Origin of the sequence: Bradyrhizobium sp. SZCCHNR1098, from assembly GCF_032489375.1 — a bacterium.
Classification (GTDB): domain Bacteria; phylum Pseudomonadota; class Alphaproteobacteria; order Rhizobiales; family Xanthobacteraceae; genus Bradyrhizobium.
The window spans coordinates 76,429-90,098 of sequence record NZ_JAUEXY010000011.1; the positions used below are offsets into that span (position 1 = coordinate 76,429).

At 67.1% G+C, this 13,670-nt stretch carries 14 protein-coding genes; 11 read left to right on the forward strand and 3 right to left on the reverse strand.

The genetic code is table 11. From position 1 onward, the window contains the following. The first annotated feature begins 68 nt into the window (after positions 1–68). Positions 69–908: a class I SAM-dependent methyltransferase gene (locus tag QX135_RS22800; RefSeq protein WP_315736834.1), complete on the forward strand. Its 840-nt coding sequence runs from the start codon at positions 69–71 to the stop codon at positions 906–908. Positions 909–913: 5 nt separating this feature from the next. On the opposite strand, the gene QX135_RS22805 is transcribed toward QX135_RS22800, so the two are convergent. Next, positions 914–2,413 (reverse strand): amidase, encoded by a 1,500-nt coding sequence (locus QX135_RS22805; RefSeq protein ID WP_316234298.1) that lies wholly within the window; start codon positions 2,411–2,413, stop codon positions 914–916. Between the two features lie 262 nt (positions 2,414–2,675). On the opposite strand from QX135_RS22805, the gene QX135_RS22810 reads away from it, so the two are divergent. Genes QX135_RS22810 through QX135_RS22825 form a run of 4 tightly spaced genes read left to right on the forward strand, consistent with a single transcriptional unit; the run spans position 2,676 to position 5,744 of the window. After that, entirely contained in the window at positions 2,676–3,515 is an 840-nt protein-coding gene (locus tag QX135_RS22810; protein ID WP_316234299.1) for a roadblock/LC7 domain-containing protein, read from the forward strand. Positions 3,516–3,575: 60 nt separating this feature from the next. Continuing rightward, positions 3,576–4,337, forward strand: coding sequence for an MBL fold metallo-hydrolase (locus tag QX135_RS22815; protein WP_315736828.1), 762 nt, complete (start codon positions 3,576–3,578; stop codon positions 4,335–4,337). 43 nt (positions 4,338–4,380) lie between these two features. Further along, a complete protein-coding gene (locus QX135_RS22820; protein ID WP_316234300.1) occupies positions 4,381–5,103 on the forward strand; it encodes an OmpA family protein in 723 nt (240 codons plus the stop codon). Then, positions 5,100–5,744 (forward strand): hypothetical protein, encoded by a 645-nt coding sequence (locus QX135_RS22825; protein WP_315736825.1) that lies wholly within the window; start codon positions 5,100–5,102, stop codon positions 5,742–5,744. The genes QX135_RS22820 and QX135_RS22825 overlap by 4 nt, the downstream gene beginning before the upstream one ends. Positions 5,745–5,827: 83 nt before the next feature. Here the strand turns inward: QX135_RS22825 and QX135_RS22830 are convergent, their stop codons facing one another. Then, positions 5,828–6,001, reverse strand: a complete 174-nt coding sequence (locus QX135_RS22830; protein WP_006614063.1) for a DUF1328 domain-containing protein — start codon at positions 5,999–6,001, stop codon at positions 5,828–5,830. Positions 6,002–6,292: 291 nt separating this feature from the next. Between QX135_RS22830 and QX135_RS22835 the strand changes: the two genes are divergently transcribed. From QX135_RS22835 to QX135_RS22860, 6 genes are all read left to right on the forward strand, one after another. Then, entirely contained in the window at positions 6,293–8,863 is a 2,571-nt protein-coding gene (locus QX135_RS22835) for an ATP-dependent helicase (protein WP_316234301.1), read from the forward strand. A gap of 114 nt (positions 8,864–8,977) precedes the next feature. Further along, positions 8,978–9,394 carry a hypothetical protein gene (locus tag QX135_RS22840; RefSeq protein ID WP_315736821.1) on the forward strand — a complete coding sequence of 139 codons (417 nt, stop codon included), beginning with the start codon at positions 8,978–8,980 and terminating at the stop codon, positions 9,392–9,394. Further along, the gene (locus tag QX135_RS22845; protein ID WP_315778756.1) at positions 9,394–10,065 is read left to right on the forward strand and encodes an OmpA family protein; all 672 of its coding nucleotides are present in this window, start codon (positions 9,394–9,396) and stop codon (positions 10,063–10,065) included. The genes QX135_RS22840 and QX135_RS22845 overlap by 1 nt, the downstream gene beginning before the upstream one ends. A gap of 244 nt (positions 10,066–10,309) precedes the next feature. Next, positions 10,310–10,861, forward strand: coding sequence for an Mpo1-like protein (locus tag QX135_RS22850; RefSeq protein WP_315778758.1), 552 nt, complete (start codon positions 10,310–10,312; stop codon positions 10,859–10,861). Further along, positions 10,862–11,887, forward strand: a complete 1,026-nt coding sequence (locus tag QX135_RS22855; protein WP_315778760.1) for an NAD-dependent epimerase/dehydratase family protein — start codon at positions 10,862–10,864, stop codon at positions 11,885–11,887. It abuts the gene before it with no gap. Between the two features lie 41 nt (positions 11,888–11,928). Beyond that, positions 11,929–12,552, forward strand: a complete 624-nt coding sequence (locus QX135_RS22860; protein ID WP_315755106.1) for an isoprenylcysteine carboxylmethyltransferase family protein — start codon at positions 11,929–11,931, stop codon at positions 12,550–12,552. A gap of 5 nt (positions 12,553–12,557) precedes the next feature. Here the strand turns inward: QX135_RS22860 and QX135_RS22865 are convergent, their stop codons facing one another. Then, positions 12,558–13,604, reverse strand: coding sequence for an alpha/beta fold hydrolase (locus tag QX135_RS22865; protein ID WP_316161474.1), 1,047 nt, complete (start codon positions 13,602–13,604; stop codon positions 12,558–12,560). Between the last annotated feature and the right edge of the window lie 66 nt (positions 13,605–13,670).

Below are 13,670 nucleotides of genomic sequence, written 5' to 3' on the forward strand. Positions count from 1 at the left end.
AGGCCTGCCGCGTACGTCTCCACACACCAGCGCGCGCAACAGCGCTGCATTCTCCGGAGGAGACCATCATGACCGCATCAGCTGCAATTCAGGCCGGCGTGACCGCAGAGCCGGACTTCACCGCGCTCAAGGCACGCCAGCACAGCGCGTGGTCGTCCGGCGACTACGCCATCGTCGGCAACACGCTGCAGATCGTCGGCGAGGAACTCTGCGAGGCGCTTGACATCCGCGCCGGCCAGAAGGTGCTCGACGTGGCCGCCGGCAACGGCAACGTCACATTGGCTGCGGCGCGGCGCTGGTGCAACGTCGTCTCGACCGACTACGTGCCTGCCCTGCTCGACCGCGGTCGCCAGCGTGCCGCCGCCGACGGCCTGTCCGTGCAGTTCCAGGAGGCCGATGCCGAGGCGCTTCCGTTCGGCGATGGCACGTTCGACGTGGTGGTCTCGACATTCGGCGTGATGTTCACGCCCCGGCAGGAGCGCGCCGCCGCCGAGCTCACCCGGGTATGCCGCAGCGGCGGCAAGATCGGCCTGGCCAATTGGACCCCCGACGGCTTCATCGGCCAGTTGTTCAAGACGCTCGGCAAATATCTGCCACCGCCCGCCGGCGCCAAATCGCCGGCGCTGTGGGGCACCGAGGCACGCATCCGAGAGATGTTCGCCGATGCCGCCGACATTCGCTGCCATCGGCGTCATTTCGCGATGCGCTACCGCTCGCCCGAGCATTTCGTCGACGTGTTCAAGACCTACTATGGTCCGGTGCTCAAGGCCTTCGCTGCGCTTGATGGCGACCGCCAGGCCGATCTCAAGCGCGACATGCTGGCCCTGATCGGGACGCTCAATCGCGCCGAGGACGGCACGATGGTAGTGCCGTCGGAGTATCTCGAAGTGGTCATCATCAAGCGCTGAGATCGTCAGCTCTGCACCACCCAGTCCGGCAAGCGGTCGAACCAGGGCTGCGCCTGCTCGAGCTGACGGGCGAGCTGCAACAGCCTGGTCTCGTCGCCGAGCCGGCCCGTGAACTGCACGCCGAGCGGCAGGCCGTCGGCGGTCCAGTGCAGCGGCACGCTCATCGCCGGCGTGCCCGTGAGATTGGCGAGCTGCGTGAACGGGACGTATTGCAGGCTGTCGCGGGCGATCTTGTCGATCATGCCGTCGAGCACGCCCCAGCGCGTCAACAGCCCGAGCAGGCCGATGCGGTCGAGCATGTCGAGCAAGGTCTGCTCGGCGGTCGAGGGATCGCCCTGGCCGTGCCGGATCGGCGGATGCGCGAGCGTCGGCGTCAACAGCAGATCGTAGCGCAGATGGAAGCGGGCAAGCGCGCGCGCGAAGCCGTTCCATTTGAGCAGCTGCGTGGTGAGCGCGCCCGCCGAGATCGCGCCGCCGAGCGTCGACAGCACCCGCGTCAGCAGCTCGAACTCCTCGCGCTTCGCGCCCTTGCCGCGCGCATCGGCCACCAGCGCCGCGACCTGGCCGAAATAGATGTGCAGGAACGAGGTCGCGAGCGCGGCGCCGTCGATGTCAGGGGTGGCCTCCTCGACCTCGTGACCGAGGCCCTCCAGCAGCTTCACCGCGTTGTCGACCGCGAGCTTCGCTTCGGCATGCACCTCCGTCCCGATCGGCGACGCCGTCGTGTAGCCGATGCGCAGGCGGCCGGGATCGTGGGCAACCGCGTTGGCGTAGACCACGCCGGGCTCGGCGGTGAGAAAAGGATCGCCCGGCTCACTGCCCGCGATGACGTCGAGCGCGAGCGCGGTGTCGCGCACGCTGCGCGAGAGCACGCCTTCACAGGAGGCGCCGAACCAGTACTCGCCGAAGCCCGGGCCCGACGAGACCAGGCCGCGCGACGGCTTCAGCCCGAACAGGCCACAGCAGGCGGCGGGAATGCGGATCGAACCGCCGCCATCATTGCCGGCGGCCATCGGCACGACGCCCGAAGCGACGGCCGCGGCTGCGCCGCCGCTGGAGCCGCCCGGCGTGTGTGCGGGATTCCAGGGGTTGCTGACGCGGCCGAAGGCGCGGGAGTCGCTGACGCCCTTCAGCGCGAGCTCCGGCAGGTTAGTCTTGCCGAAGATCACGAGGCCGGCTTCGAGATACCGTCTGACGACCGAGGCATGCTCGCCGGCGACGAAACCGGACAGCGCCTTGCTGCCATAGGCCGTCGGAAGGCCCGCATAGTCCTGGGCGCAGTCCTTGATCAGGAACGGCACGCCCGTGAGCGGGCCGTTGGCAGGCTTGGCGAGCTGCGCACGGGCCTCGCGCTCCATCAGCCTGCAGACGGCGTTGGTCCTCGGCTGGGCCAGCTCGTGCTGCGCCAGTGCGAGCTGCAGCAGCTCCGCCGCATTGGTCTCGCCGCCCTTCACCGCGGCGGCAAGCGCCGTCGCATCGCGCCGCACATAGTCCCGGACGTTCACATTGCCCTCCCCCGTACTGCAATTCGCCGCCGTCATCGTAGCTGATTCTGGTTGCAACAGAGGCGCAGTTGCGCCGAACGCGGCATCAATCGGGCGCAACGGTGGCAATCGTGGCGGCACGATGGTCGACCCCGGTCGACCTGACGGCCGGATTGCGCAGCTTGGTCCCGAATCTAGTTAATTTGATTCAGATCATTCGTCGCGTCTCTTGTGCCGACCTAACCTTACGCATCGTTAGTTGCGTAGAGTTGACGAGAGAGCGATGGGACGCCTCGCAAGCCTGCTGAGCCGAGCGCACGGTCCGCATGAGGATGCGGCAGCCGTTCCCGTGACCACCGCCGACTACTTCATCCTGCTGTCGCGCGCGATGGAGAGCCTGCCGGATTCCTCCCCCGAGCGCCGCGCCGAAGTCTACCAGTCGGCACGCCAGGCACTGGTGACCCAGTTGCAGGCGATGGATCCGCCGGTCTCGCGCTCACGCATCAAGGCCGAGCAGCGCGCGCTCGACGATGCGGTTGATACGATCGAAACGCGCGCGCTGACGGCGCCGGACGGCGGTCCAGAACAAACGACGACGCTGGTCCCGGACGACCCGCTGCATCCCTCCTCCATTACTGCACACCCCGACATTCCGACCGCTTCCGTTTCAACAGCTCAAGATGACACCCAGGATCCCGCCATGGCTCAAAGTCAGTTTCATTCCAAGTTTGCCCCGCGCGCCGTCGAGGAGAAGCCGATGTCACGACTCGATGAAATCAACCGGGTGCTGCGCAAGCTGCAGAGCGACTCGTTCGGGGTCGAGGCCTGCGCGCTGATCTCGGAGGACGGGCTGATGATCGCGAGCGTGCTCGCGGCCGACATGGAGGAGACGCGGGTCGCCGGCATGACCGCGACCTTGCTGTCGCTCGGCGGCCGCGCCGCCATGGAGCTCGGCCGCAGCCATCTGCAGGAGGTCATCATCCGCGGCGAGTCCGGCTATGCCGTGCTGGTCAGCGCCGGCCGCGGCGCGCTGCTGCTCGCGCTCACCAACGAGAACAGCAAGCTCGGGCTCACCTTCTTCGACATGCGCGAAGCCGTCCGGTCGCTGCAGAAGGTGCTGTAGCGCACCGTCGTCCAATGAGCCGGCGCGCGGCGACGACGCAGCGTCGGCGGGAGTAGTTTCATGGCCAATACCGTCCTCTATGACGACGGCGTTCACAAGAACATCCTGCTGGAGGATTTCGGCGCCGGCGATCTCGCGGTGCAGGCGAACCAGCATCTCATCATCCACGACCGCGTCGGCATGCTGCTCGATCCTGGCGGCCACAAGGTCTATTCTAGGGTGCTCAGCGAGACCTTCAGCCAGCTCTCGGGCGGGCGGCTGAAATATCTGTTTCTGTCGCACCAGGACCCCGACATCGTCGCGGCGATCAACGGCTGGCTGATGACGACCGATGCCGACGCCTACATCTCCGAGCTATGGACCCGCTTCGTGCCGCATTTCGGCTTCGACCACATCGTCGCCCACCGGCTGAAGCCGATTCCCGACGAGGGCATGGTGTTCGACCTCGCAGGCAGCAGGCTCTACGCGCTGCCGGCGCACTTCCTGCACAGCGAGGGCAATTTCCAGCTCTACGATCCGATCTCGAAGATCCTCTACAGCGGCGACCTCGGCGCCTCGATCGGCGTCGACTACACCGTCGTGCGTGACTTCAAGGCGCATACGCGCTTCATGGAAGGCTTTCACCGGCGCTACATGGTCTCCAACCGCGTCATGAAGGCGTGGGCGCAGATGGTCAGCACGCTCGACATCGAGATCATCGCCCCGCAGCACGGCGCGCTGTTTCCGGATGCGACGATGTCGCGCCAGTTCATCGCGTGGTGCGCAGGGCTCGAATGCGGCATCGACCTGATCACGCCGAAATTCAAGGTGCCCGTGGGCTGACATGCTGGCGCCTTCCCCGAACTCCGTTCCGCCGTCGCCCGCAATGCGCGTCGATGCGTGCGCCGTGGCCGGCGAGGAGGCGCCGATCTGGCTCGCCGCGGCCTTCGCCGTCGCCGGCACCCTGATCGCCGTCATGTCCGCAGCGCTCTGGCAGCAAAGCACCGCCACGCCGCCGATCGCGACGGCCGCAATGCCGGTGACGGCCGTGCCGCAGCGCGGCGACCGCGTTGCCGACGCGGCGCCCAAGCAACGGGAGGCGCGGATCGTCGAACCGGCGCCGATCATCGCGCCGCCGACGCCGCCCGCAATCGCTCCCGTCGTGATCGCGCCACCAACTCCGCCGATCGCCCCGGCAGCGCCCCCGGAGCCCCAGGGCACGACGAAGCCCCCCGCCGAGTGCTTCGCCCCGCTGGCGGTCGGCTTCGAGCGCGGCAGCGCGCGACCGAACCCTGCCGACATGAAGCGGTCGCTGGCGATCCTGCAACGCGCGCTCGCGCGCCACGGTGAGGCGACCATCATCATCGAGGGCCATACCGACGCCAGCGGCACCGAGGATCTGAACGTGCTGCTGAGCTATTCGCGCGCCAAGGAGATCGCGGCCCAGTTGAAGCGCGAGGGGCTCTCCGCGCAGCGGATGTCGGTGCGCGCGGCCGGCGCCGGCGAGGCGCGCGGCGATGCCCAGGCGGTCGCGGGCGACCGCAAGGCCGTGCTGCGCATTGCGGGCGTCGACGATTGCAGTCAACTCACAGCGACGAAGCGACCATGACGATCTATGCCATCGTGAGCGGCCTCGGCGCCGCCATTCTGCTGCTCACCTCGGGCTATTTGTTCGGCGCCCGCCAGGGCGCGCTGTCCCGCGAGCTGTTGCGGCGGCAGGTGCAAATACAGGCGGCCAGCCTCGACCAGTTGCAAGAGCAGAGCAGCCACGACGCCATCGAGCGGGAGACCAGCCTGCGCAGCGCGATCGAGGATGTGCTGGCGCCGCTGGTCGAGCGTGAGCGTATCTCGCTGGATCTGGCGCAGCTCGCGAGCCGGCCCGGCCGGCGCCGCGAGCTGGTGCCGCTGCTCGACCGCATCGCCGAAGTCGGCCGCTTCCAGACCGTGCTGCTCACCAACGAGGAAGGCCTGCCGCTTGCGGCCAATACGACTGCCCACCGCACCGAGCAGCTTGCGGCAGCGGCGACGCGGCTTGCGCTGGTGGCGGAGAAGATCGCCGACGAGACCCACATCGCGCCGTTGTCGGTGATGCTGCGCGACGCCTCCGAGGCGACGACGCTGTGCCGGATCTTCCGCGTGCAGGACCAGACGCTCACTCTGACCGCGCTCTCCAACGATGCGCGCCTCGCCTCCGTTGCGCTCGATCCCGCGCTCGCCAAGGTGCAGGTCGCGCTGACTGCGCCGGCCTGACACCTCCCCAGAACGCAAAGGGCGCAGCACCTCTTGCGAGGCACTGCGCCCTTCGCCGACCTCATTGTCAGGGATGAGGCCGACTACACGCGGCTGCGGCCGCGGGCGAGGCCCACGACGGCCGAAACCAGAAACAGCACGATGGCGATGAAGAAGATGATCTTGGCGATCTCGATCGACGCACCAGCGATGCCGCCGAAGCCGAGGATGCCGGCGATCAATGCGATAACCAGGAAGGTGACAACCCAGCCTAACATGACACGACCTCTGTCTCTCGATTGCGGTTCAAAGCGACGCGGAGCTTGCGCCGTTGCCAGGACAATCGTGGCTCGGAACAAAGGTTCCGGGCGCGCGGGCCGCTAAAAATTCGCGATTTGCCGGAACAAACGCCCATCGAAGCTGGAGCGGCGTCCGTCTGCCCCGAATTAGGGCTGTAAAACGCCTCGGCCGGCCCCATATAGCCGTCAATCCCTGCTATGAGGGCTCCTTCCTGCAGACCTCGTGATGCCGTCGTATGATGCCATCAGAGGGACGAGACTGATTCGCTGATGACCGAGCCCAACCGCGTGAGCCCTTTTCCTGCGCCTGACCACCAGCCCGTCGCCGGCGGCATCGCCGCGCGCGCCCGCGCCGCCGCGTCCGGTGGCGCGCGCTATCTGGCGGGCCTCAATCCGGAGCAGCGCGAGGCGGTCGAAACGCTCGATGGCCCGGTGCTCGTGCTCGCCGGCGCAGGCACCGGCAAGACCCGGGTGCTGACCACGCGCATCGCGCATATCCTGAGCCAGGGCCGCGCCCGGCCGAGCGAGATTTTGTCGGTGACCTTCACCAACAAGGCCGCGCGCGAGATGAAGACGCGGCTGGCCGAGATGCTGGGACAGGCGGTCGAGGGCATGCCATGGCTCGGCACCTTCCACTCGATCTCCGGCCGCATTTTGCGCAGCCATGCCGAGCTGGTGCAGCTCAAGTCGAACTTCACCGTGCTCGACGTCGACGACCAGATCCGCCTGCTCAAGCAGTTGCTGCAGGCCGAGAACGTCGACGACAAGCGCTGGCCGGCGCGCATGCTGGCCGGGCTGATCGACGGCTGGAAGAACCGCGGCCTGGCGCCATCCCAGGTGCCCTCGGGCGAGGCCGCCGTGTTCGCCAACGGCAAGGGCGGCAAGCTCTATGCGAGCTATCAGGAACGGCTGAAGATCCTCAACGCCGCCGATTTCGGCGACCTGCTGCTGGAGAGCATCCGGCTGTTCCGCGAGAACCCGGACGTGCTGCGGCAGTACCAGAGCCGGTTCAAGTTCATCCTGGTCGACGAGTATCAGGACACCAACGTCGCGCAATATCTGTGGCTGCGCCTGCTGTCGCAGGCGCCGTCGTCCTCTGGTTCGTCATTGCCGGGCTCGACCCGGCAATCCATCGCGTCTTCGGAAGAAGATGGATCACCGGGTCACGACGCTGCGCGTCGGCCCGGTAATGACGAGACGGGTGTTGCTGCGCCCAGCCCCGCGTCTCCTCCCAAAAACATTTGCTGCGTCGGCGACGACGATCAGTCGATCTATGGCTGGCGCGGCGCCGAGGTCGACAACATCCTGCGCTTCGAGCACGACTTCCCCGGCGCCAAGGTCATTCGCCTCGAGCGCAACTACCGTTCCACGGGGCACATCCTCGCCGCCGCCTCGCATCTGATCACGCACAACGAAGGCCGGCTCGGCAAGACCTTGCACACCGAGGACGTCGAGGGCGAGAAGGTCACCGTGACGGGGGCCTGGGATTCCGAGGAGGAAGCGCGCGGCATCGGCGAGGAGATCGAGGAGCTGCAGCGCCGGGGCGAGCATCTCAACGATATCGCGATCCTGGTGCGCGCCTCCTACCAGATGCGCGAGTTCGAGGACCGCTTCGTCACGCTCGGCCTGCCCTACCGCGTCATCGGCGGCCCGCGCTTCTACGAGCGCGCCGAGATCCGCGATGCGCTGGCTTACTTGCGTGTCATCAACTCGCCGGCCGACGATCTCGCCTTCGAGCGCATCGTCAATGTGCCCAAGCGCGGGCTCGGTGACGCCACCGTGCAGATGCTGCACGACCACGCGCGCAAGCGCCGCATCCCGCTGTTCGAGGCGGCGCGCGCGGTGGTCGAGACCGACGAGCTGAAACCGAAGGCACGCGGCTCGCTGCGCGGGCTGATCCTGCAGTTCGAGCGCTGGCGCGCCCAGCGCGAGGTCACGTCGCACACCGAGCTCGCCGAGATCGTGCTCGACGAGAGCGGCTACACCGAGATGTGGCAGAAGGACCGCTCGGCCGATGCGGCCGGGCGGCTGGACAACCTCAAGGAGCTCGTCCGCTCGATGGAGGAGTTCGAGAACCTGCACGGCTTCCTCGAGCACATCTCGCTGGTGATGGACCGCGAGGGCGCCGCCGACGAGGAAGCGGTGTCGCTGATGACCTTGCACTCGGCCAAGGGGCTGGAGTTCGACAACGTGTTCCTGCCGGGCTGGGAGGAAGGTCTATTCCCGAGCCAGCGCACGCTCGACGAGCAGGGCCGCGCCGGGCTGGAAGAGGAGCGCCGCCTCGCCCATGTCGGCCTGACCCGCGCGCGGCGTCGGGCAAAAATCTATTTCGCCACCAACCGCCGCATCCACGGCACCTGGACCACCACGATCCCGTCCCGCTTTCTCGACGAACTGCCCGCGGCGAGCGTCGAGATCACCGAATCGAAGGGGGGCTCGGGCTGGGGCGGCGCTGGGGGCTACGGCCCGTCACGCTTCGATAATGTCGAGTCGTTCGGATCGAGCTATTCCACGCCGGGCTGGCAGCGCGCGCAGGCACGTCGGCCGGGCGCGGCACGCGGTTCGTCGGAGGGCGGCTTCAAGGAAGAGCCATCGCCGTTCTCAGGCCGTGATCCGTTCGGCGGTCATTTCGGCCGCGGCAAGCGCGGACCGATGACCATCGAGGGCGAGCTGGTGGCGAAATCCACCGGCACGACGTCGGAATTCACGCTCGACGACCGCGTCTTCCATCAGAAGTTCGGCTATGGCCGCGTCGTCAAGATCGACGGCAACAAGCTGACCATCGCCTTCGACAAGGCCGGCGAGAAGCACGTCGTCGACAGCTTCGTCCAGCGGGCGTGATCTGGCGCGACGGCCGCGCCGCCGGGCGGCCGTTGCCGCGCGTCGCAATCGAGCTTCACACTTCGCCGTTGTTTGGCCTTGACCATGGCAGCGTGCATCGTATGAGATGCAATCATGGTCCGAGGATACATTCTGTTGAGTGTTGCGGTCGCGCTGTGTGTGCCCTCGCTGGCGGCGGCGCAGACGATGAGCTTTGGCGACTCCGCGGGGCTGATCGCGTCCAGTTGCGGCGCTGACATCACCGCCAATTGCCGCGGCGTCAACCTCGACTCCAACCGCCTCAAGGAATGCCTCTCGCGCAACCAGGACGTGGTCTCCGCGCAGTGCAAGGCAACCTATTTCAAGGCGTTCGAGGCGATCCAGAAGCGGATCGCCGCGCGGGTCACGGTCGCCAATGCCTGCCAGCGCGAGATCGTCAAGCTGTGCGGCGGCTCCACGAAGGAGACCAGCAAATCGATCCCGTGCCTGATGACGACCAACGGTGTGAGCGCGCGGTGTCAGCAGGCGATGGGCGAAGCGGGGTATCGCTGATGCGGCGGGCAGCGAGATCACTGCTGTCAGGGCTGATCGCGGCTTCGCTGGCGGCCGCGAGCGCGCCCGTATGGTCGCAGGAGGTGAGTCGCGAGGACATCGTGCGCCAGCTCGGCCGCTTCGAAACCGCGCCCACGCTGGATCTGCCGGCGCTGAAGCAGCAGACCCAGGAGCGCTCCAGGATCCGCAGCCGCAACGAGCCACCGCCGCAGAAGCGTCCGCCGATCGCGCCGGAGCTGATGAATCTGCCGGCCTTGAACGTCGACATCCAATTCGACGTGGACACCCCGATCGTGCGTCCGGAATCATACCAAGCCGTCGGGCGGATCGCCGATGCGATGGTGTATTCCGACCTCCTGCCCTACACGTTCCTGATCGTCGGCCACGTCGAAGCCAACGGCAAGCGCGAGTCGAATGTCATCCTGAGCCAGCGCCGCGCCGACGCGATCCGCGACATCCTGGCGAACACCTTCAAGATCTCGGTCAAGCGGCTGCAATCGATCGGACTTGGCGAGGAGCAGTTGCTTGACCCGTCCAAGCCGACCGCCGCCGTCAATCAGCAGATCCAGGTCATCCCGATCGCAAAAACCGTCGAAGAGGCCGCAGCGCCGCCTCCGCCCCCTGCTCCGGCGACGCCCAGCAGGCAGGCCCCCCGCAAGCATCGCAATTGATGCAATTGGGACCTGCGCGGAGGCCATGAACCCGGAGCGCTGCCGGTGCGACTGTTGTTTCAGCAGGTTGCCGGTGCGCTCTCCGGCCGGCGCGAATGGAACCCGTTTTCAAGTCGGCGCTCTGCCCGGCGATGCCGCCGGGCCGCGATTGCCGGGTTTGTCGATGCAGCCGCTTGATGGTATAGCCCCCTCTTTGCGGCCGTCGATTGAGCGGCGGTCGATCTCATTGACGAGCGAGCCAGCCATGAACGCCATGTTCCGACGCCAGATGGTCGACTACGTCGAATATCATCGCGATCCGCGCAACGGCCTAATGCATGTGTTCGGGATCATCCTGTTGTTCCTGGGCGCCGTGCTGCCCCTGAGCTTGTGGCATTTCGACGCGCTCGGCATCCGGATCGGCCTCGGCGCCGTGCTGGCGCTGCCCGTCCTGCTCTACTGGCTGCTGCTCGATGCCGCACTCGGGGCCGGCATCCTCGCCTTCGCCGTGCTGTTCCTTGCTGCGGCCATGATGATCGCCGATCACGTCCATGGTGTCGCCTTCTGGGCGCTGTTTGCCGCGCTCATCATCTTCGGCTTCGTCTCGCAGGCCGTGGGCCACAAGGTGTTCGAGCGCAACAATCCATCTCTGCTGGATCATCCGGCGCATCTCTTTCTCGGTCCGATGTTCGTGATGGCGAAATTGTACATGGCGTTGGGTCTGCGGCCTTCGGTGGCCGACCTCATCGCGCCGAACTGGTCGCCGGATCGGCTCGCATCGGACCGGCTTCAAGGCGATCAGCACTCGCGTCCCTAAATGAAAGTCCTCGTCACCGGCGGCAGCGGTTTCATCGGCCATCACCTCGTCTCTGCGCTGACGACGCGGGGCGCCGAGGTGCGTGTGCTCGACATTCGCTGCCCCAGCCACATGATCGCTGACGTCGAGTACATCGAAGGCTCGGTGCTCGATGCGGGCCTGGTGAAGCAGGCGGTCGCCGGCGCAGATCAGGTCTATCATCTGGCCGGACTGCCCGGCATGTGGATGCCGGACCGCGAGGACTTCTTTCGCGTCAACTGCGTCGGCACCGAGACCGTGCTGGCGGCGGCGCGTGCCGGCCGGGTGCGCCGGTTCCTGCACTGCTCGACGGAATCGATCCTGTTCGACTATCCGGGCTCGACCGGCGCCGCCTCGGCGCCGACCGCACCTCCGGCCGACGCGATGCCGGGCGCCTATACGCGCTCGAAGGCGCTCGCCGAGGCTCGCGCCATGGCAGCCGCCGCGGACGGCTTCCCCGTCGTCGTGGGCACGCCGACGATGCCGATCGGCCCGCATGACAGCAACCTGACACCGCCGTCGCAGATGCTGCGCCACTTCCTGGACAGCCGGGTCCAGCTCTACCTCGACTTCATCGTCAACCTGGTCGACGTCCGCGACGTCGCGGCGGGCCTGATCCTGGCGATGGAGCGCGGCAGGGTCGGCGGCCGCTACGTGTTCGGCGGCGAGAGCCTGCGCCTCAGCCTCATCCTCGATCTGATGGCGACGATCAGCGGCCGCAAGCATGTCGCGGTCGCCGTGCCCGGCCGGCTGGCCGAGCTGTCGGCGGGCATGCTCGAGTTCGTTTCCGATCACCTCACCAAGCGCTGCCCGTCCGGCACCGCCGAGGGGGTGCGGATTGCCCGCGCGGCCTCGGATCTGTCGATCGACAGGGCCAAGCGCGAGCTCGGCTACGCCCCGCGCCCGATCGAGCCGAGCTTGCGCGAGACGATCGCCTTTCTGCTCGATTCCGAGCCGCGAAGGCGGCTCGACGACAAACAACACCCTTTTCGCACCGCGGCCGAATAGCTAAGAGCAGCCGGTCCCAGGTCTCACAACGGTTCCAAGACATGTCCGGCGATGCCAGCCCCATCTCGTCGTTTGCGTTCAGCGGATGGACCACCACTTGGCCCACCTCGCTGCTTGCCATCATCTGGCTGATCTGGCTCGCGAGCTGGGTCGGCGCCTCGTTCTGGTCGGGGCAGACCCGAAAGCATGTGACGGTGATCAAGACCAGCCGCTATCACGCGCTGATCGTGCTCGGCGGCATCCTGTTCACGCCGTGGACCTCGCGCCTGCTCGGCGAGAAGCCGTTCTGGAATCCCGGCGAGACCGGCGTCTACCTGCTGACCGTCGTGACCCTAGCCGGCATCGCCTTCACCTGGTGGGCGCGCATCCATCTCGGCCGCTTCTGGTCCAACGCGATCACCCACAAGGAAGGCCACAAGGTGATCGATACCGGCCCCTACGGCATGGTCCGTCACCCCATCTATACCGGGCTGATCCTCGGCATGATCGCCACCGGCATCGCGGTGGGCACGGTGACCGCCGTGCTCGGCGCCGTCCTGATCTCGCTCGGGATGGCCTGGAAGGCAAAGATGGAAGAGGTCTTCCTCGCTCAGGAGCTCGGGCCGGATTACGTCACCTACCGGCAGCGCGTGCCGATGATCATTCCGTTCCTGCCGCCGGGCTGAAGCGCTCAGCGCCTGACCTGGGCTTCCGACGGCAGCTGCGGCGGCTGGCTTGCCACCTGCGGCAGCAGATGGCGCGGCAGGATGATGCGCTGGCCGGGGACCAGCGGCTGGGCGGCGAGGCCGCGATTGGACTGCTGCAGAGCCCAGAGCGGAACGCGATAATTGGTGGCGATCTGGTCCAGGGTCTCGCCCGGCCGCACCGCCAGTGCAGTGCCGCTGTCCCACAACTCCACGGAGGCTCTCGGCGGCACCAAGTAGCGCAGCGGCACCGGGTCGGCCTCGGCAGTGGCCGAGGTCTGCGACAATTGGCTGATCATGGTGACCAATTGGGCGTGCACATCCTCCATCTTGTCGATGTTGATGTGCGTAACCTCGTCATGATCCTTCATGTCGAAGCTCGCATAATGACCGCGAAAACCGGGCTCGGGCTTGACGTCGCCGCCGCCGAGAATGTTGTCGGACAGGAACAGGTTGATGAAGCGCTGCACGTTGGGCGGCACGCTCTTGGTCGCATGCGCCGGATCGACGGTGACGACGAGGGCAACCGGGATGTTCTGCTCCTGCAGCGTGATCGCGATGCGGACGCTGCACAGCCCGCCCATCGAATGGCCGATCAGCACGATCGGGCCCGGCTCCTGGCGGTAGTTCTTGGCCACCTGGAGCGCGATCAGGTCGCACAGCGTGAATTCATAGACACTGGCCCGGTAGCCGGCCTGCTCGATCTTTTCGGCCAGACGGTCCATCCCGGTCGAGAACAGCGGCCCGAGCGCGCCGCGGAACAGGTACACCCGCGGCGGCGGCAGCGGCTGGCTGATCTCGGGCGGCGCGGGGGGTGCGGCGCGGATCGCCGCGGGGGTTGCTGCCGGGGATGCCTTGGCAGATCTGGTCGGCGCGGGGGCGGAAGCAGCGCCGGGCTGGGCGGCCTGCGAGATGCTCGGGGCGGCAAGTCCGGCGAGGAGAGGTGTGGTGACGAGAATCGCGAGCAATCTCCTGCCGGCAGCCGCCTTGGCTGGGCCGAGCCACCGCCTCGCGATTCGCGCCACGCTGGTCATTCGCGCTCCCGGGAAAGCTCTCAAGCTCAGATCAAGCAGGGTCATCTCCCCCCCTGCCATACCGCT